Genomic DNA, 19,080 nt, shown 5'->3' on the forward strand with positions numbered 1-19,080 from the left:
TTTTAATTAGGCTACGCCCTGTAAGGAGCGCCCACCAGGAAGTTGAGCAAAATATTGTTTCAGCGCATCAATACAGCGATGCACTTTCATTGGATATTGTTCACGCTTAGATGTCAAAGCATGCAAGGTATACGCAGGTAATTGCCAATCTGGTAACACTTCAACTAAAGAACCATTAATCAATTCTTTTTGAATATCCATATATAAAATACGTGCTACGCCATGCCCTTGTTGGCATAGTGATTTTGCGACAAAGACATTATTGGTACCTAAACGTGATTTCATATCCACATTGACGACCTCGCCACTGGTGCCATGACGAAATGCAAAATGCTGATAACCTTGCATTAACGTGATTGGAAGTAATTCATGGTGACGTAAATCTTCTGGACGTGTAATTGGCTGAGCTTGGTTGAGATAGCTTGGCGAAGCCACCAACACCTGATCGACACGAGCTAAAGGTACAGCTGCTAATTGATGATCATCAACTTTCAGACTCATACGAATTGCAATATCAATACGCTCTTCAATTAAATCAATATAACGGTGATCGGCCTCAAAATGGATTGCCAAGCCTTTGTGCGCTGACATCCAATGCGAAAGTGCAGGAATAACATGTAATGCCCCCAACTCTGGTGTAGTAGCAATACGTAAATCCCCGACAAGGTCATCCCGTAATTCATTGATGCGGATTTTGCCGCGTTCAGCTGCAGCCAACATTTCTTGGCAACTTAAAAAGAATGCCTGTCCTGCTTCAGTGAGACTGAGTTTTCGAGTTGAACGATGGAGTAATGTGACATCCATTTCTTGTTCTAAAGAACGGATTTGTTGACTGACTGCACTGGTTGTAATTCCTAAGTCTCTTGCTGCTCCACTAAAAGAGCTTTTTTCCACAACACAGGCAAAGACCCCCATTGCACGCAATTGATCTAGCATAGACTTCCCTCTTACCTTAATTTATTAATATGCTTATTGTTCTAATGAAAGCAATCTAATTTCAGTATACAAGGAAGTCTATTTACGCACTAGGGGATTATTAATAAATAATTGAAATATTGTTAATAATCTTAAGGTTAATTTGGTAAAACTGTGACTGGATTCACAGGTTTTCCATCTAAGCGGACTTGGAACTCCATCATGACACGTGAAGCACCCGATGAACCCATTTCTGCAATTTTTTGTCCCGCAGTCACAGTATCACCACTCTTCACTAACATTTTGCTGTTATGTGCATAAGCCGTGATATAACCATCGATATGTTTGACTAAAACAAGGTTACCGTACTCTTTTAGACCATCTGCCGCATAGACTACTTGCCCATTTGCTGCTGCGAAGATTGGATCCCCTTCATTACCGCCATAACGTGTTCCTTTTACATTACTCGCCATATTGTAGCTTTGAATAATTGGTCCATTCGATGGTTTCACCCAACGTAAACTCGATGCCAAGGTCGTAGATGGATTCACAGGTACAACTGGAACAACAGGTCTCGGCACGACAGGTTGTGTTTTTGGGGCAACAGGCTGCTGAGTCGGCAGGTTAATACTTTGACGTTGAATTGGTGTAGTTTGTGTCATTGCTTGAGTAGAGGTTGTACGCTGAGCTACAGAACCTTTTAGACGTAAAGACTGATTGACGTAAATTCGATAAGGTGCCGCAATACCATTCAGCGCTGCAACATCCAAGTAATTTAACCCGTAACGATTCGAAATCGCACTTAAAGTATCACCAGAGCGAACCGTATAATAGTTTGGTGCTTGCACATAACGCGTCCCACCATTGACTTGCGGTTTAGATGCACAACCCGTCATAACTGCCACTGTTGCAACCGCCATAGACAAAACGATTGTTTTAATCATTTTCTGTGATAGAAAAACTGAGACATGGTTTAAGTGCATCTTCGCCCTCATCGAAAAAAACCTTAATTCATTATTACATTTGCGCCTAAGAGTACCAAAAAAGTGAGAAAAAACGAGTTCTCACTTTCTATATTCACAAAGTTATAACATTCATACGGCTAACCATTTACATGAGCATGTAAATTTTCAAGCACGGCATAATTGGTTGCATCCATCTGGATTGGTGTAATGCTGACATAACCATTCGAAACAGCAAAGAAGTCAGATTGAATCTCACTCGACATTGCCTGCGGTTCTGTAATTGCCTCACCCGCCAACCCTATCCAGTAGACTTGACGACCTCGCGGATCAACATGGCTACTAATTGGCTTCGATTGTGCACGGCGTCCTTGGTAGGTCACCTGCGCCCCTTTAATCTGTTCGACATCTGGAATGTTGATATTAAAGATATGACGAGGCGGCAAAACAGGAAGTCCTTTCGCGATAAAATCATGCACCCATTGCGCTGCCACTGCATAATGCTGTGGGTGTTCATAAGCACGTACGTTTGATCCAGCTAAAGAAACTGCAATCGCAGGATGCTTCATCAAGCGCCCTTCAAAAGCTGCGCCCACTGTACCTGAATATAAAACGTCATCACCAAGATTTGCACCACTATTGATACCGCTGACCACTAAATCAAATTCGAAATCAAATAGCCCATTCATAGATAAATAGACGCAGTCCGCAGGCGTTCCATTGACTGCCCAGACATCTTCAGAAATTTGTATAGGACGCAAAGGGCGATCAAGTGTCAAAGCACTCGAATAACCACTTCGCTCACTTTCTGGCGCCACTACAACCACTCGACCTAAAGGTCTTAACGCTTGCGCTAAAGCTTGTAGTCCAGGTGCAAATACACCATCATCATTTGCGATCAAAATATTCACTAGAATCTATTCTCTATTAGGACTGTAGGTATTTTCGGCCATAGCATCTATTAAATAAAGGCTAAAATACTTCAAATTAAGGCATGAAACTTAGGCAGTGGTGACACACCTGTCAAGTTTAACCTTAACCGAGTGAGTACAAAACACAGAATTCATTCTATATAGATCAAAAAATCAGGGGCGAGTCGCACATAATTTATACTCTAAGCATCAGTGACCATGTCAATAAAGCGAGATTACTCAACAGTTTTTCCATTTGAATTATTCCTTAAATTATATATATTTATGACTTCATCGTATTAGAAATTTATACAACCATGAGACATTTATCTAATTTCATTCGAATTTTTGGGGTGAGTTTCACACTTTTAGCAGCACCCAATGTTTTTGCTGATGAAGCGGTTTCTGTAAAAGAAGCAGATGCATTGATTAAAGATGATATCGCCAATGCACAAGTGCTTGTCGAAATGTGTCCTAACTTGATTGGTAAAAATGCTAAATTTGACCAAAACATCAAAAAAATGATCGGTTCATATTTAAGTAATTATTCTGACAAATCTGCTTCTTTAGACAGCTTACAGAAAGATGCTGAATTTAAATCTTTGCTAAAAGATGCACGTGAAGCAGCATCAGAAGTGGATAAAGCTGAACAAAAATCAGTATGTGATGAAGTCCTTAACTTTGAAGGTTAATCACTGGTAAAATCCAATGTGGTTTTAAATATCAAGTCGTTTAAAACCACATCCTACTTAAACCTACCCATAAAACGCCTTTCAAAGCATAGCTACCAAGCATCGAGCTCACGCACCATATGGATGATATTGGCTGGACTACGAATCCCCCAAAATCCTTCTGATAAAGGCTCAATTGCATCACAACGAACCACACCTGCTACGTTCAAATCTTCAGCAGCTTCTGAGAAATTACGGGTTATTGCTTCTGCGCTTATAGATATTTTATGTTTTCTCGCATTGTTATTTATGCTGCTCATTCAGAATACTGCTCTTGCAGCTTCATCTATTCTTATCGTAATACTAAAATTAGATTGATCTATTTTAAATCTTTTAGCTACAAGACCACATTCAAGTGAGGCATAATTTCATTAAAGCACTGTGGTGTTTCATATTCTGAAAATTTAAAGCCACACTTTCTCCACTGTTCCTACAGCAAACATACATTTTTTAACATGCTTTTATGCTATAAGTTATTCAAATTCTTTAAGTCTTGTTCTGAGTTTGATTTATTATGCAGAAAAATGTTTTTAAAACACTAGGTTTATCATTTCTCATTGCTTCTAGCGCTTTAGCTCCTACAGCATTTGCGGCAGATAAAAAATCTACGGAAGCAGAAAAGATTGAGGTGACCCCAACTTCAGATAGCGTAACTAAACAAGAACTTGCTGCAATCTATGTTCTTTCTGAAATTTGCCCAAGTTTAATTGGCAAGGATTTAAAATTTAATAAAGCCTATGACAACCTCGTTAAAGCATATTTAAATAATGAATCTAATGCCGTTGAAAGCCTCAATAAACGCGTCAAAGGCAAAGACTTTCAAGAAGCATTAAAAGAAGCACGCGCTGATGCAAAAGCAGCTTCTGATGATGATAACCGTCAGATTTGCGATGATGTTCGTAATTATTATTCAAAATAATCCGATCAATTAAGCTTCAGGTTACAATACTGTATGAAAAAGCCGATTTCCCCCGTAGAAGTCGGCTTTGCTTTATCCTAAAATGCTAGGCTCGTCTGCTTCATACAAGATATTGGAACCACCTAGAATGACTCAAAAAAGCGCTCTTGCTGCATTACTCCTTTTGCCAAGCTTTTCATATGCAGCAACTGTCCTATCAGCTCCACCAGAATTAAATAATAAATCCTATGTATTGATGGATTACGAGACTGGACAGATTCTCGCTGCTAAAAACGAAAATGAAAAACTTGCACCTGCCTCAATGACAAAAATGATGACAAGCTACATCATTGAGCAGAAACTATTAAAGGGTGAATTGACTGAAAACGAACAAGTACGCATGAACGAATCTGCGTGGTGTCGTGGTAGCAGTTCTGAATCATGTATGTATGTTCCATTAAATGGCACAGCAACAGTTTTAGAAATGTTACGTGGTATTATTATCCAATCAGGTAATGATGCTTCTAAAGCAATGGCTGAGCATATCGCGGGCAATGAAGGTACCTTCGCCCACATGATGAACCAAGAAGCAAAACGTGTTGGTATGGTGAATACACATTTCATTAACTCAACAGGGATGCCAGCTGAAGGTCATTACTCAACTGCAAAAGATATGGCCGTACTGGCACAGCATATTATTAAAGATAGTTCTAAATACTATCCAATTTATTCAGAAAAAGAGTTTTCTTTTAACGGCATTAAGCAAGGTAACCGTAATGCCCTACTTTATACTGATCCAAGCGTAGATGGCTTAAAAACGGGCCATACTGACGAAGCTGGTTTCTGTCTGACTACATCAAGTAAACGTGGACCAATGCGTTTGATCTCGGTGATCTTCGGCACACCAAGTATGAATGAACGTGCCAATCAAACACGTACATTATTGGCTTGGGGCTTTGCAAACTTTGAAACTGCAAACGTGCAACCTGCTAATCAAGTTCTTGCTAAAGCAAAAGTATGGTTTGGTAAACAAGATGAAGTTCAAATCGGTTTAGCTGAAAACTTCAATGTCACCATGCCTAAAGGTCAAGCAGACAAAATCAAAACTCAGCTTGTGGTTCAACCGAAACTCAATGCACCTTTAGCAAAAGGTCAAGTGGTTGGTAAATTAGTGGCAAGTCTTGACGGTAAAGTGATCGCTGAAAAACCACTAGTTGCTTTAAAACCTGTTGAAGAAGCTGGTTTCTTTGCTCGTATGATTGATCATATCAAAATGTTCTTTAGCAACTTATTCTAATTTTTAGACATCAGTTGATTAAGCATTCATGCTCTTGGGTATGAATGCTTTTTTATTTTATAATTACTCTAAATTTTCCAATCGAAAACCACTATGCCAAAGAACATTCGCCCCTATTTAGACCAGAAACCTGATGTTGATTCAAGCTGCTACGTGGATGAAATGTCAGTTGTAGTTGGTGATGTCAAATTAGCAGAGAATGTTTCAGTTTGGCCTTTTGCTGTCATTCGCGGTGATGTAAATTCAATTCAGATTGGCAAAAATAGTAATGTACAAGATCACTGTATGTTGCATGTCAGTCATAAGAATCAATCTAAACCGAATGGCTCTCCACTGCTCATTGGTGAAGATGTGACCGTTGGGCATCATGTGACTTTGCATGGTTGTACCATTGGAAATCGCGTCTTGATCGGGATCAATACCGTTGTTTTAGATGACGTGATCATTGAAGATGATGTGATGATTGGCGCAGGTAGTCTTGTTCCACCACGTAAGGTTTTAAAAAGCGGTTATCTCTATGTCGGCAGCCCAGTACAGCAAGTTCGTGCACTGACTGAAAAAGAAATGGAGTTTCTACCTTACTCGGCACGTCACTATGTGAAAGTAAAGGATAATTATAAGAATAGCGAAGCCTAGCTTCGTTATTATTTTTCAATCCTTTATGCATAAAAAAATAATAAACTTTTAGAGATATCTAATGAACACTGATCATCCACATGATTGCCCTACTCAGGATGCACTCATTAATACAACTAAGCTCAATATTGAAAAGCACGGACTGCAAATTATAGGAATTAATGCAACAGACTATTTACCTTCTTTTAGTTATAGTATCGGTTTATATGAAAGCTATCAGCATCCTGAAATTATATGCTTTGGGTTACCAACGGACTTGGCACATACCATCATCAATGATGTCGCCAATCTGATCAAAAATGGAGAAACAATTGCTCTCAATCAAGAGTATGGCGATCAAATTTTTAAAGAAACTCGTGCTCAATTTTTGCATGTAGATGTTAAAAATATTGAAGATTATTTTGGTGCTGCTTTAAATTACTATCAACACGACAATTTTTCCGCCTTGCAATTAGTTTGGGCAGATCGTAATAATAAATTGCCTTGGGAAGATGGATTTGAGGAAAAACTCATTTATGATCAACCACTCTTAGACCGAAATGCTGATTTTAAGTTCAGAGAGGCGAAAAACCTTGGTATTTTTACCACTCGGCAATGGTTAGAGCATAATCAAGCAATCTTACGTGTTGTTCATGAAACCGATGGAGATTGGCAGTTTTTAACTGGTGATCAAGAACCCGATGATATTCGTCTCGTTGCTTTGGAACAAATGGTATTAAGAGATCCAACTCTGAATGAGGTATTCGATCTGGACTACAATCAAGCAGCAGAAAGAGACGTTAAGGGTGGTAAATGGAAAATATCAAATCTTGAAGATTATAAAGATATATAAGGCAATTATTTTGTCTAGAAATCTGACCATAGCCAAAAACTCTCAAATTTTGTAGAATACGTTTTTTAAAACCATGGTGCTTTCTATGACCGCTTGGACACCTCATGTCACTGTCGCCACTGTTGTCGAAAAAGACGGACGTTTTCTGTTTGTTGAAGAACACAGCGAAGGCTTTGTACATACCGTGTTTAATCAACCTGCGGGACATGTAGAATGCGATGAGACAATCATTCAAGCAGCCATCCGTGAGACCTTAGAAGAAACAGGTCATCACGTTGAAATTGATCATTTGCTCGGTATCTATACCTATACCCCACCGATGTTTCCTGACCGCACTTATTACCGTTTTTGCTTCTTGGCACATGTGACGGCAGTTGAAGAAAATGCGCAGCTGGATACAGGTATTGTTGGTGCAGTATGGATGAACTTGGATGAGCTACAAGAAACAGCACGTGCGCGTAGCCCACTGGTTTTAAAAGCTGTTGAAGATGCCCTTGCTGGCAAAAAATATCCCTTATCGCTTATATATGAGCACCCTTTTTCTCCCTCATTAACTTCTCATTTGGACGCTTAATTAGATGCAACAACGTGTCATCGTCGGTATGTCTGGTGGTGTAGACTCCTCTGTTTCTGCCGCATTATTACTTCAACAAGGATATCAAGTTGAAGGTCTTTTCATGAAAAACTGGGAAGAAGATGATGGTACGGAATATTGCACAGCACTGGAAGACTTGGCAGATGCACAAGCCGTTGCGGATAAAATTGGCATCAAGCTACACACTGCCAACTTTGCAATGGAATATTGGGATCGTGTATTTGAGCACTTCTTGGCTGAATATGCTGCAGGTCGTACCCCAAACCCAGATATTCTGTGTAATAAAGAAATTAAATTCCGCGCCTTCCTCGATCACGCGATGACCTTGGGTGCAGACTTTATTGCCACAGGTCACTATGCACGTCGTGGTGCGAGCACACAAAACTCGCGTGGCGAGACTTATGCCCCATTGCTCCGTGGTGTTGATAATAATAAAGACCAAACCTATTTTCTACATGCGGTACATGGTCGTGAAATTAACAAAACCCTGTTCCCTGTGGGGGAAATTGAAAAGCCAGAAGTTCGTCGTATTGCAGAACAACTTGATTTAGCAACAGCGAAGAAAAAAGACTCAACTGGTATTTGTTTTATTGGTGAACGTCGCTTTACCGATTTCCTTAAACAATACTTACCTGCACAAGCTGGAAAAATTGTTTTGGAATCTGGTAAAGAAGTTGGTGAACATCATGGCTTGATGTACTATACGCTGGGTCAACGCGGTGGTATTGGTATTGGTGGTATGAAAGGTGTACAAGAAGGTGCATGGTTCGTATTACATAAAGATATTGTCAATAACCGACTGGTGATTGGTCAAGGACATGAACATCCATTGATGCAAAGTACACAACTTTGGAGCGAGTCAATTGATTGGGTAGCAGGCGAACAAGACATTCCATCGGCTGGATTCCGCTGCACAGCGAAAACTCGTTATCGTCAGCCCGATCAAGCGTGTACAATCTATCGCGATGAACAGACTGAAAATGGAATTCGTGTTGAGTTTGACGAGCCACAGAGAGCTGTGACTCCAGGACAAAGTGTGGTGTTATATTCCGGAGAGGTCTGCTTAGGTGGTGGTGTCATTCATCATACCAATGCACCTGAACCAGATTTTATTTAAGGAAATTGGAAGCGAAGCATGGTCGAGTTACCCTTTCAGCACACTCAAGCGTTGAATGTTAGACAGAACCGTGCTCTAGCATTGGCTGCAGTCTTTCAGGCAACACAGCTGACACATATGACCGCAATGGCGGGACAGCAAAGCATTGGCGATAGTGGTAATTTCTATTTTGAGTTATTGATTAAAGCCAGCCTGAATATACGTCCTAGCGCCAACAATGCCACTCAAACCTTAGATTTTTTTAATCAACTTGCAGACATTTCACTCGGTTTAAAAACACTAGAAGGCTGTATTACCCAGCCTTTTAATACTGCACCTAAATCCCGTGTTCCGAAGATGTCCACTGCCAAACTGCCAATGTCCTATGCAATGGCCTTATTGCAGTTGGAAAAGAAAGTCTACAGCAACCCCGAATACGTCAAAATCATAGAAAGCTCACAACAAAAAATCTTAAAACAGCTTTCCTTTTTCGATAATAACTATTTACACCCAAGCATCATTGCCAACCTCGCACAAACCTATGTCGAAACCGCAGGACAAATCAATCCGCGTATTCTGGTTCGTGGTAATGCCGAAGCATTTAAAGACATCAATCATACCAACCGTATTCGTGCATGCTTATTTACGGGTTTACAGCTTGCACATTTATGGAAGCAGCTCGGTGGTAGCTCTTGGAGTATGATCTTTAGTAAACGCAAATTATTGCAAGATATTCAAGCTCTCGCTCGTTTGCAGTATCAGGTGGTATAGACCGATGCGACAAACGAATTTATTTTTATGTTTATTCCAAAATTAAGGAATCTGTATGAATGCTTTAACCGCACTCTCACCACTTGATGGTCGTTACGCTAGCAAATGCGATGCCCTACGTCCTTTTTTGTCTGAGTTTGGTTTAATCCACGCTCGTGTCACGGTTGAAGTGCGTTGGTTACAAGCACTTGCAAATCGTGCAGAAATCATCGAAGTTGCGCCGTTTTCAAATGAAACCAATGCCGCTTTAGATGCAATCGTTTCAAACTTCTCTGAAGAAGATGCTAACCGCATTAAAGAAATCGAACGCACTACAAACCACGATGTAAAAGCGGTTGAATATTTCCTTAAAGAAAAAATTGCCAACATTGATGAATTACAAAATGCAGGTGAATTCATTCACTTTGCTTGTACTTCTGAAGACATCAATAACTTGTCTCATGCGCTTATGCTGAAAAATGGCCGTGAAGTTTTAGTTTCAAGTATGAAACAACTTCTTAATGCGATTTCAGCTTTGGCGGCAACGCATGCTGAACAACCGATGTTGTCTCGTACACACGGTCAAACTGCAAGCCCAACTACCTTGGGTAAAGAGATGGCAAACGTTGCGTATCGTCTAGCACGTCAAATCAAGCAATTTGAAAATGTTGAGTTACTCGGCAAAATCAATGGTGCTGTAGGTAACTATAACGCTCACCTTTCTGCATACCCAGAAATTGATTGGGCTGCACATGCACAAGCATTTGTTGAATCTTTAGGCCTAAGCTTCAACCCATACACTACACAAATCGAGCCACATGATTATATGGCTGAATTGTTTGATGCTTTACGTCGTTACAACACCATCTTGATTGACTTTAACCGTGACGTTTGGGGTTATATCTCGCTTGGTTACTTCAAACAAAAGTTAAAAGATGGCGAAGTTGGTTCTTCGACTATGCCACACAAAGTAAACCCGATTGACTTCGAAAACTCAGAAGGTAACTTAGGTATTGCCAATGCTGTTTTAGGTCACTTAGGTGAAAAACTTCCAGTTTCTCGTTGGCAGCGTGACTTAACTGACTCAACTGTATTACGTAATATGGGTGTTGGTTTTGCGCAAAGCTTAATTGCTTTTGATGCTTGCTTAAAAGGTGTTGGTAAACTTGAACTCAATGCTGCTCGTTTAAATGAAGATTTAAACCAAGCACAAGAAGTTCTTGCAGAGCCAATCCAGACTGTTATGCGTCGTTATAACGTTGAAAAGCCATACGAGAAATTAAAAGCACTTACTCGTGGTCAAGCAATGACACGTGAAATGATGGTGAACTTCGTCAATGGTGATGAACTTGCACAAGTGCCAGCAGACGAACGTGCTCGTCTAGCTGAGTTAACACCTGCAACTTATACTGGTAATGCAGCTGAACAAGCAAAACAAATCAATGATTTGATCAGCAAGATCTAAAACTGATTGGCTTAAAAAAGCAGAGCTTCGGCTCTGCTTTTATTTGTAATTTTTTGATTCCAATATTACTTCCGTTGAATTGTTCTCTTTTCCTCCTCTAACTCCTCTGGCGTACAGTAACTTGGAACAATTTTCATAGTTTTTACATCCATATAATCACCACAAATTTCTCTACCATTTTCATCAGTTCTACGTCCTAATGCCTTTTTTTGCTCTTCGGTCATCGAATCTAAATAATTATAAAAATACATATGATCAATCACTTCGGGATTATTAAAACTGGTACTTAACTCAATTCCAAATGCTTCACCTTTTTGATTTTCATTACAATCTGCCGTAAGGTTGTAGCTCACCCGTGTTTTTGAATGGAATTTACTTCTAATTTCATCATGCATCGGATAAGCACCGACAAGTACACCATCTACATCAATCGCATCTTTAAATATACTTCGCACTTGTTCCGTATCAGGTTTCTTCAACTCTTCTTCTATTTCTGCATCTGTTTCTCTCTTTATATCGTGCTCTGGTCGTTCTAAACGGAAACGAAAACTATCAATTTGCTTATCATTTTTTCTCTCAACCAATCGCACCCCTATATCATCATAGATATATAAATTGGTTAAATTAGCCCCATCTGTACTATCCACTTTTCTATAATTTTTTCCTAATACCTTAATCCAAGGTTCAACACCAGAATTCATATAAAGATCTGTACCATTATAATTAATTGCGCAACCATGAACCTTAAACTGATGTTGTGGATTTAATTTCTTCATAAACCCTTCAGTATCTGCATTAGCCTGGGCTGCTGACTGACCATTACTACAACTGATACATAAGATAATAGGTAAAAAACTGCATAGAATTTTTTTAGAGTAACTCATAACTTTTATTGCCAAATACGTTTGCTGTATTGCTCACTCTCCTTTACACAAATAATTTATTGAGAAAGGGCTATTTATTAGCATTTTGCCTTTCCTCTTCTAACTCCTTTTCTGTACAGTATCTTGGGACAACCTTCATAGCTTTTACATCAAAATATTCGTCACATACCTCCTTACCAGTTTCATCTTTGCTTCTATATAATTGTTTTTTTTGCTCTTCACTCATCGAATCTAAGTAATTATAAAAATACATATGATCAATCACTTCGGGATCATTAAAACTGGTACTTAACTCAATTCCAAATGACTCACCTTTTTGATTTTCATTACAATCTGCCGTAAGGTTGTAGCTCACCCGTGTTTTTGAATGGAATTTACTTCTAATTTCATCATGCATTGGATAAGCACCGACAAGTACACCATCTACATCGATCGCATCTTTAAATGTACTTCGCACTTGTTCCGTATCAGGTTTCTTTAGCTCTTCTTCTATTTCTGCATCTGTTTCTTTCTTTATATCGTGCTCTGGTCGTTCTAAACGGAAACGAAAACTATCTATTTGCTTATCATTTTTTCTCTCAACCAATCGAACCCCTATATCATCATAAATATATAAATTGGTTAAATTAGCCCCATCCGTACTATCCACTTTTCTATAGTTTTTACCCAAGGCTTTGATCCAAGGTTCAACAGTCGAGTTCATATAAAGATCTGTACCGTTATAATTAATTGCACAGCCATGAACCTTAAACTGATGTTGTGGATTTAATTTCTTCACAAACCCTTCACCTTCAGTATCTGCATTAGCCTGTGCAGCTGACTGACCATTACTACAACTGATACATAAAAAGCTGATGAACAGAATTCCAAAAATATTAAAGTTATTCATATTCAATACATTACAGTTATTTTTTCACGGGATAGTCTTCACAACCTCCTCCTAAAATAGGATGATCTCGATCAGGGCCTTCACAAAACTCTTTACGTTGTCTCGCTTTCTCTTCATCACTGATAGAATCAAAATAATTATAAAAATACATATGATCAATCACTTCAGGGTCATTAAAACTGGTGCTTAACTCAATTCCAAATGGCTTACCCTTTTGATCATTTTCACAGCTAATAGTTAGGTTATAGTTAACCCGTGTTTTTGAATGAAATTTATTTCTAACTTCATCATGCATTGGATAAGCACCGACTAGTACACCATCTACATCAATCGCGTCTTTAAATATACTTCTCACTTGTTCCGTATCAGGTTTCTTCAACTCTTCTTCTATTTCTGCATCTGTTTCTTTCTTTATATCGTGCTCTGGTCGTTCTAAACGGAAACGAAAACTATCGATTTGCTTATCATTTTTTCTCTCAACTAATCGCACCCCTATATCATCATAGATATATAAATTGGTTAAATTAATTCCATCAGTACTGTCCACTTTTCTATAGTTTTTCCCCAAGGCTTTAATCCAAGGTTCAACAGTCGAGTCCATATAGAGATCTGTACCATTATAATTAATTGCACAGCCATGAACCTTAAACTGATGTTGTGGATTTAATTTCTTCACAAATCCTTCAGTATCTGCATTAGCCTGTGCTGCTGACTGACCATTACTGCAACTCATACATAAAATAACGGGTAAAAAGCCTAGTAAAACCTTTTTAGAATAATTCATCATTTTTTACCACCAAATACTTTGTCTAAACCCTCTTGCACGGATTTACTCGCATCATTGTACGCACCTTGCACCGCTTTGCCTCCCTTATATACGCCCTGTTTAGTTCCATCCCATGCTTTCTGCCCAATACCATCACTTGCTTGGCTAATTTTATCACCATTCTTTCTAGCCCATTGTTTGATTGTTTCATCCATCCAATTACATCGACTTGGATGTCTAAAATAACTTTTAGCGGTGTCTAGAACAGCTTGACGATTGACTGCGGTTGGATGTTTAAACCAATCACGCCATTTAATCCCAACATCTCTCACCGCGATAATCGCCAAATTAGCAGCTAGCATATGTAAAGAACTACCGCGCTCATCCTTTCCAACTTGAGTATGACTAGGGTTATCACCATGAATAACAGGATTAACACCCTGTTTTACAGAAACAATTTCATGGGCATGATTGAAGACAGAACTTGCGCCCCATTTTAATAAAAAGCTTAATAAGGGCTTAATTACAGCTTGTACCAAATTGGTTTGTTTCCTGAATTCTAAGAATGTTTTTGTTGCTTTTACTGCAAGATCAGCATAACCAGCTTCATATAAACTACTCACCTCATCTCTCAACTCTAAATATCTGAACCAGATATTAGTAAAATATTTATCTTTCGAAGGTGCATCAATTGCAAATATAAACTCCTGAATAATAAGATCAGCAAGGGTCCGCTCCCCTGAAACCATCCCTTCGTATTCACTCCATTTCTTAACAGGATCGATTAGCTCACCTATGTGTCCACCAACACTCGCAAAAGTATCCCAAGAGTCAAAAGTACCTGTAACTAAAGGAATCTTTGCATAATCATTAAAGTCATTTTTCCTGAGTACCCAATGTCTAACATTCGCATGACCATTTTTAATCAATGCAATTTCGACGAAATTACTATGTGAGAAAAAATCTTCTAAAACATGAAAGGCATTTCCTAAATGCCTTAAAGGAACATCCGAATTACTATTTTTTTCCATACTCTTACTTAATTGCTCCAACATATACTCTAAAGCTGTTGGAAATGCAGAATCAGTTTTGTCATTTGGCGTATTATCTGCAATATAGTTTTTTAAATTATATTGTGCAGATTTTGTATCACTATTCGTTTGGAAGGTTTTATCATTTGATTTAGGATTTAACGACCTATCTGTAGATGTATAGACATCTGCACCGAAAGGATTATCAATGTGTTCTTCAAATCGATAAACACCTAAAATATTTACACCATTACTCCCAACTAAATCACGATATAAACGATGGGGTAAAGAGCTTTCTGGTAAATATGCTTTAAGTGCTAATGCTTTATAACGTCTTTGATTTTTTTCACTCAATTTATCATAACTAGCTTTTTTCAATATATTCTTCATAGCAGAGCGAAGCTTTGAAGAAATATTATCGTTCTTTTCATTTTTATTAGTTCTAATAAGATCTTCAGCAACATTTTCATCAAAAAAATGATCATAAGCCAATATTGCTAGAATATTTGTAATTAACTTTCGTGTTGGTTTAATCGACGTCACTTTACCATTACGGTCAACAGCTACATCAATTTTCATATTTAGAATAGCACCACACACTAGCTGTGAGTGATCTCGCAACCAGTTACCCACATAAATTCCATTAACCGTATTAGGTGTAAAAATTGCCCCTCTTGGGTTATCTTCACCAATTGCTTCTTTCTCAATAGACTGGTGTCCATGCTCTACACGTACGCCTTTATTGTCAGCTTTCTTTATATATTTACCAGTTTTAGGGTCCAATGTTCCTCTATTGGCAATCATTCTAGTTTCATTGGCAAATTTGCCTTCTCCTGCACCAAAATACTCATATTGTGCGTCAACTGTTTCATCTAATTGCGCTTGGAAATCTGCATGCATTTTTGCAGCATTTTTACCTGAGATGAATGTTATCTTTAAATCTCCTGAATATTTTTTAGATGTAATCTGAGCAAAAATAAACTCTGTATTCCCACCTAAATTTTTACCCTCACTTAGTTGCCCAAAATTGTATGCATAGACAGCACCTTCGTCATTTGGCGCATCCAGAGATAGGGATTCAATTTTAGTTGGAATTTTTAAAACATCACCAATATAAATCACATTTGGATCTTCGATTGAGTTCAGCGAGCAAATCTCATCTACGGTTATTTCAAATTTCTCGGCGATAGCAGCTAGTGTATTTCCTTTATTAATTACATATAAATTATAGCTATTTAATATTGGATATTTGCCACTTTTTCTTATGAGATCATCAATGAAATGGCCATATTCATGTAACAGCACGATATACAATCGATCTAAATTGCTATCATTTTCGATTGCAGAAGTTACTGTATCTGCTGCTAAATATATTTTCTTATCAACATGATTAAACCCAGCAGCGCGCCCATTGATGCTTTTAGCAACAACAAGATGCTCTGGTGGGCTAACACTACCTTTCTCTATATCTTCTTTTAATTTCAGATAGATACTGTCTGGTATATCAAAGCCAAAAATCGGAGCGACCAAACTGACAAAACTCTCATCAGAGAATGTTCTTGCAATAAAAACTAGTTGCTCGTGGGCATAGGTGCTTTTTAACGTAGGTAGTGGTTCTTTTTCGGGTAAACTTATAATTGGCAATAAAGGTAAAACGGGACTGACTTTCATTCCTGCTGTAAGGAAATGCTGTCCCGCCTTCACCTCAAACTTGCCACTGGTCACAGGGAAAATCCCCGACCCATTGAGCTTAATTTGAGAGCCTCCCGCAGTAATCACAATCTCTTTCGGACTGGTAATTTCAATACGATCTTCAGTCGAAATAATCTGAATCCCTTGCTTGGCAAGTAAATCCATACCATCCGACTGAGCATGCGCTTCAAATTTACCTTTAGCAGCCACCTGTTTAATCCCATTCTGCGCTGCAAACACACTGATTCTGTTTTGCGCATGCGTAATCAGATTTTTCTGTGTGCTTAGATTGATACTGTCGCTCGCAAACTGGTTAATCTGTCCATCTGCAGAAACATGAATATCTTCACTGGTACTTAGACCGATCCCTACAGGTGAGCTTAATAGCAATAAGGCTTTATTAAATTTAGCAATTTTTGCTTCAATCTGCTCTGCAAATGCTTTTAGTTGCTCAACGGATTCAATCTCATCAGTCTGCTGGTTCTTAGCCACTTCGCTCAGTGCCTTGGCATTGCTTTGATTACCCTCAAGCTGTTGCTTGGCAACTTGAGCATCGAGGTGTTCACCTTGCGCTTGATCCTGTTTGTGCGTTGAAAGTAATAAACCTTCACCTGCCCGCACGGCACCCCATTGATCAGTCCGCAGCTCAAACCCTTCACCTCGATCTTCACTTTCGGCTTTGTCTTTGGGATGACTGAGTTTACCTAAGTTGAGTTGACTGGCTGCATGGCTGCTTTGCAACTGGGCACTGATCTGCCCTGTGGTGTCATCAAAACGCAGTTGGTTAAAGCCTTCGCCTTGATATTCCTTGGACTTGATCCCTGCCAGTTTCTTGGTGTCAGGCAGCTTGCCTGCATTATCGAATTTGGTTGGGCTGCGTTGTGCTTCGTGAATGCGTCCCACTACAAACGGACGGTCAATATTGCCATCAAAGAAGTCGATCACTACGATTTCATCGATACGTGGCAAGAAGCGTGCACCATAGCCTTCACCAGCCCAAGGTGTCAGTACATCGACCCAAGCAGAATCAGTGTCATTGTCATTAGCACCCGCACCACCATCATGGCTGTGATCGTCATTGCGAGTAAACAGGAAGCGAACTTTGATCCGCCCCCATTCATCCACATGGATTTCTTCTCCACTTGGTCCAACCACTTTGGCACGTTGTGGTGAAGCTGCCGGGCGGTGTTGTAATGGGTTAAATTCAGGAACGGTTTTGATATTGCGGCGTTGCAGCGTCAGCTGGTTGGCTTGGCGTTCTTCTGTGTTGCTTTGTTGGGTAGGCTGCCAATTGCTTTGTGCTAAGAGTTGATGGATCTGTTGATGTAGATCTTTAGGCAAATTATTTTGGTTATAGAAGTTTTTACCTGTGATCAGGAATTCTTTGTCTGCGCCATCGTGTTGATCAATTTCAGGATGTTCGGCTAGTTCAAACCAGTAACCGACATGGGTGTCTCGCACCGTAGTATTGGCTGTAAATTGCTTTGATTGCAGATCATAGTATTGACCGAGATTCTGATTCAGTTTTTCTATCTGTGCATTGCCTGACTGGGTAGCACCGTCTTCACCATTTAAATCTTGCATCCACGCAGGTGAAAAGTGCCATGCCTGTTCTAATCCTAGACTGGCATTGTCATACTGATCACTATGTTTGTGTGTGCTCTGCACACTGCCTGCACCATCTTCCTGTTCTAGTGCATCGGCTTGCCAGCGTTGTACATGGACCGCACTCGGTTGCAATGAGCGTTGCCCTACCAGACTGGTCATGCTGTCGTATTGTTCTATGGCACTGCTACGGTGGTAGCGAATATGGCGATGGTCTAAGGCTTGATACTGGCTATTGTCATCAATTAAACGAAGTTTTTGTGCTTGGATAGCAGCACTGCTGAGAGGAACTGTGCGCTCAGATTCGTCGATAAGCCAATTCATCCCTTCACTTCTCATCAAGCGGGTGAGAAAGTCATAATCGCTTTCATTGGCTTGCATAATGAATGGGCGAACATCATAGTCTTGACTGAGTCCACTTAAATCTAAACTTAAGCTTGATGCAAAGAGTGGGCTTTTGCTCTGCCACTCTTTGAAGATGATTTCTACCACATCTCGTACACTTTTATTCATGAAGACGCGGCTGTTACGGCGTTGTTTCCACAGTGCGGTGGGATCTTCTAAGGTGAGCTTATAGACAGTCAGGCTACCGTCTGATTGTCCTTGTAAGGCTTGAGTGATAATGCCTGTGACACGGGTCAATTGACCTTGATCAGTCACCGTATCAATTGCCACTTGGCTACCAATAAATTGTTTGAGTGGAATCGCCGCATTGGTCGACAGGCAAATCAGTTCTGCCTTAAATCCATCATTCAGTTGATGCTGACCATCAATACGCTGTAGGAAGACTTGAGTATTTAAGTTTTGATTGGAAAATTGAATATGAATAGCACGTTTTTGTGCGCTAAGGCCGAGACTTTCTAAGGCTTGAAAGATGTTGTTCAACATTTTTATAGATTTTTTTGCTTAAATTTATGGCATTTTAGCGATAGCAATACACCTCTGTCTATACAGTATTGTCTGTTTATGACATTTTTCGTCACCATTATTTCTTGGTTTAAAATAATACTTTTTATATTCATAGATATAAAACATTCTTCAAATGCTCTAACTCTAAAAATAATGTAAAAAAGCAAAGCCGAAGCTCTGCTTTATTTAATATGAGTCAGAATGTAGTAGTAAATT

General features: G+C 39.3%; 17 protein-coding genes and 1 pseudogene. 9 read left to right on the top strand and 9 right to left on the bottom strand.

Annotated features, from left to right (window positions below):
* Positions 1–6: 6 nt before the first annotated feature.
* The 3 genes from NDN11_RS11930 to surE all read right to left on the bottom strand — a co-directional run bounded on the left by NDN11_RS11930 (position 7) and on the right by surE (position 2,788).
* The gene (locus tag NDN11_RS11930) at positions 7–936 is read right to left on the bottom strand and encodes a LysR family transcriptional regulator (RefSeq protein ID WP_004808267.1); all 930 of its coding nucleotides are present in this window, start codon (positions 934–936) and stop codon (positions 7–9) included.
* Between the two features lie 137 nt (positions 937–1,073).
* Entirely contained in the window at positions 1,074–1,898 is an 825-nt protein-coding gene (locus NDN11_RS11935) for a peptidoglycan DD-metalloendopeptidase family protein (RefSeq protein WP_167249199.1), read from the bottom strand.
* A 119-nt stretch (positions 1,899–2,017) separates the two neighbouring features.
* On the bottom strand, positions 2,018–2,788 hold the full coding sequence (surE, locus tag NDN11_RS11940; protein WP_167249197.1) for a 5'/3'-nucleotidase SurE: 771 nt from the start codon (positions 2,786–2,788) through the stop codon (positions 2,018–2,020).
* 317 nt (positions 2,789–3,105) lie between these two features.
* On the opposite strand from surE, the gene NDN11_RS11945 reads away from it, so the two are divergent.
* The gene (locus NDN11_RS11945) at positions 3,106–3,480 is read left to right on the top strand and encodes an MCR_0457 family protein (protein WP_251109764.1); all 375 of its coding nucleotides are present in this window, start codon (positions 3,106–3,108) and stop codon (positions 3,478–3,480) included.
* Between the two features lie 92 nt (positions 3,481–3,572).
* Here NDN11_RS11945 and NDN11_RS11950 read toward each other — a convergent pair whose 3' ends face one another.
* Positions 3,573–3,779, bottom strand: a complete 207-nt coding sequence (locus NDN11_RS11950; protein ID WP_251111572.1) for a hypothetical protein — start codon at positions 3,777–3,779, stop codon at positions 3,573–3,575.
* Positions 3,780–4,033: 254 nt separating this feature from the next.
* On the opposite strand from NDN11_RS11950, the gene NDN11_RS11955 reads away from it, so the two are divergent.
* The 8 genes from NDN11_RS11955 (at position 4,034) to purB (ending at position 11,088) form a co-directional block, all read left to right on the top strand.
* Positions 4,034–4,438 carry an MCR_0457 family protein gene (locus tag NDN11_RS11955; RefSeq protein ID WP_167249193.1) on the top strand — a complete coding sequence of 135 codons (405 nt, stop codon included), beginning with the start codon at positions 4,034–4,036 and terminating at the stop codon, positions 4,436–4,438.
* A gap of 127 nt (positions 4,439–4,565) precedes the next feature.
* On the top strand, positions 4,566–5,714 hold the full coding sequence (gene dacC / locus NDN11_RS11960; RefSeq protein WP_167249191.1) for a D-alanyl-D-alanine carboxypeptidase PBP5/6: 1,149 nt from the start codon (positions 4,566–4,568) through the stop codon (positions 5,712–5,714).
* A gap of 93 nt (positions 5,715–5,807) precedes the next feature.
* On the top strand, positions 5,808–6,350 hold the full coding sequence (locus NDN11_RS11965; protein WP_251109765.1) for a gamma carbonic anhydrase family protein: 543 nt from the start codon (positions 5,808–5,810) through the stop codon (positions 6,348–6,350).
* Positions 6,351–6,411: 61 nt separating this feature from the next.
* Positions 6,412–7,182 (top strand): DUF4262 domain-containing protein, encoded by a 771-nt coding sequence (locus NDN11_RS11970; RefSeq protein WP_251109766.1) that lies wholly within the window; start codon positions 6,412–6,414, stop codon positions 7,180–7,182.
* An 85-nt stretch (positions 7,183–7,267) separates the two neighbouring features.
* Complete coding sequence (locus NDN11_RS11975) at positions 7,268–7,756, top strand: NUDIX hydrolase (protein WP_032865053.1); 489 nt, start codon at positions 7,268–7,270, stop codon at positions 7,754–7,756.
* A gap of 4 nt (positions 7,757–7,760) precedes the next feature.
* Positions 7,761–8,894 (top strand): tRNA 2-thiouridine(34) synthase MnmA, encoded by a 1,134-nt coding sequence (gene mnmA, locus NDN11_RS11980; RefSeq protein WP_251109767.1) that lies wholly within the window; start codon positions 7,761–7,763, stop codon positions 8,892–8,894.
* An 18-nt stretch (positions 8,895–8,912) separates the two neighbouring features.
* The gene (gene hflD / locus NDN11_RS11985; RefSeq protein WP_167249178.1) at positions 8,913–9,644 is read left to right on the top strand and encodes a high frequency lysogenization protein HflD; all 732 of its coding nucleotides are present in this window, start codon (positions 8,913–8,915) and stop codon (positions 9,642–9,644) included.
* A 55-nt stretch (positions 9,645–9,699) separates the two neighbouring features.
* Positions 9,700–11,088 carry an adenylosuccinate lyase gene (gene purB, locus NDN11_RS11990; protein ID WP_251109768.1) on the top strand — a complete coding sequence of 463 codons (1,389 nt, stop codon included), beginning with the start codon at positions 9,700–9,702 and terminating at the stop codon, positions 11,086–11,088.
* 65 nt (positions 11,089–11,153) lie between these two features.
* Here purB and NDN11_RS11995 read toward each other — a convergent pair whose 3' ends face one another.
* The 5 genes and pseudogenes from NDN11_RS11995 to NDN11_RS12015 form a co-directional block, all read right to left on the bottom strand.
* Complete coding sequence (locus NDN11_RS11995) at positions 11,154–11,972, bottom strand: DUF7738 domain-containing protein (RefSeq protein ID WP_251109769.1); 819 nt, start codon at positions 11,970–11,972, stop codon at positions 11,154–11,156.
* A 70-nt stretch (positions 11,973–12,042) separates the two neighbouring features.
* Positions 12,043–12,861 (bottom strand): DUF7738 domain-containing protein, encoded by an 819-nt coding sequence (locus NDN11_RS12000; RefSeq protein ID WP_251109770.1) that lies wholly within the window; start codon positions 12,859–12,861, stop codon positions 12,043–12,045.
* Positions 12,862–12,877: 16 nt separating this feature from the next.
* Entirely contained in the window at positions 12,878–13,648 is a 771-nt protein-coding gene (locus tag NDN11_RS12005) for a DUF7738 domain-containing protein (RefSeq protein WP_251109771.1), read from the bottom strand.
* Positions 13,645–15,558, bottom strand: a complete 1,914-nt coding sequence (locus NDN11_RS12010; protein WP_502801375.1) for an HET-C-related protein — start codon at positions 15,556–15,558, stop codon at positions 13,645–13,647. Before NDN11_RS12010 ends, NDN11_RS12005 begins: the two co-directional genes overlap by 4 nt.
* 737 nt (positions 15,559–16,295) lie before the next feature.
* Positions 16,296–18,843: pseudogene (locus NDN11_RS12015) on the bottom strand (type VI secretion system Vgr family protein); the annotation flags it as partial.
* Positions 18,844–19,080 lie beyond the last annotated feature (237 nt).

It is taken from the genome of Acinetobacter sp. C26M, assembly GCF_023702675.1.
Lineage (GTDB): Bacteria > Pseudomonadota > Gammaproteobacteria > Pseudomonadales > Moraxellaceae > Acinetobacter.

What these genes read in the sequence shown, in the direction of transcription:
- NDN11_RS11995 (WP_251109769.1), bottom strand. Translation starts at nt 11,972, where the DNA reads ATGAGTTACTCTAAAAAAATTCTATGCAGTTTTTTACCTATTATCTTA.
- NDN11_RS11955 (WP_167249193.1), top strand. Translation starts at nt 4,034, where the DNA reads ATGCAGAAAAATGTTTTTAAAACACTAGGTTTATCATTTCTCATTGCT.
- purB (WP_251109768.1), top strand. Translation starts at nt 9,700, where the DNA reads ATGAATGCTTTAACCGCACTCTCACCACTTGATGGTCGTTACGCTAGC.
- NDN11_RS12000 (WP_251109770.1), bottom strand. Translation starts at nt 12,861, where the DNA reads ATGAATAACTTTAATATTTTTGGAATTCTGTTCATCAGCTTTTTATGT.
- NDN11_RS11965 (WP_251109765.1), top strand. Translation starts at nt 5,808, where the DNA reads ATGCCAAAGAACATTCGCCCCTATTTAGACCAGAAACCTGATGTTGAT.
- NDN11_RS11975 (WP_032865053.1), top strand. Translation starts at nt 7,268, where the DNA reads ATGACCGCTTGGACACCTCATGTCACTGTCGCCACTGTTGTCGAAAAA.
- hflD (WP_167249178.1), top strand. Translation starts at nt 8,913, where the DNA reads ATGGTCGAGTTACCCTTTCAGCACACTCAAGCGTTGAATGTTAGACAG.
- NDN11_RS11970 (WP_251109766.1), top strand. Translation starts at nt 6,412, where the DNA reads ATGAACACTGATCATCCACATGATTGCCCTACTCAGGATGCACTCATT.
- NDN11_RS11950 (WP_251111572.1), bottom strand. Translation starts at nt 3,779, where the DNA reads ATGAGCAGCATAAATAACAATGCGAGAAAACATAAAATATCTATAAGC.
- NDN11_RS11935 (WP_167249199.1), bottom strand. Translation starts at nt 1,898, where the DNA reads ATGCACTTAAACCATGTCTCAGTTTTTCTATCACAGAAAATGATTAAA.
- NDN11_RS12005 (WP_251109771.1), bottom strand. Translation starts at nt 13,648, where the DNA reads ATGATGAATTATTCTAAAAAGGTTTTACTAGGCTTTTTACCCGTTATT.
- NDN11_RS11930 (WP_004808267.1), bottom strand. Translation starts at nt 936, where the DNA reads ATGCTAGATCAATTGCGTGCAATGGGGGTCTTTGCCTGTGTTGTGGAA.
- mnmA (WP_251109767.1), top strand. Translation starts at nt 7,761, where the DNA reads ATGCAACAACGTGTCATCGTCGGTATGTCTGGTGGTGTAGACTCCTCT.
- dacC (WP_167249191.1), top strand. Translation starts at nt 4,566, where the DNA reads ATGACTCAAAAAAGCGCTCTTGCTGCATTACTCCTTTTGCCAAGCTTT.
- NDN11_RS12010 (WP_502801375.1), bottom strand. Translation starts at nt 15,558, where the DNA reads ATGCATGCAGATTTCCAAGCGCAATTAGATGAAACAGTTGACGCACAA.
- NDN11_RS11945 (WP_251109764.1), top strand. Translation starts at nt 3,106, where the DNA reads ATGAGACATTTATCTAATTTCATTCGAATTTTTGGGGTGAGTTTCACA.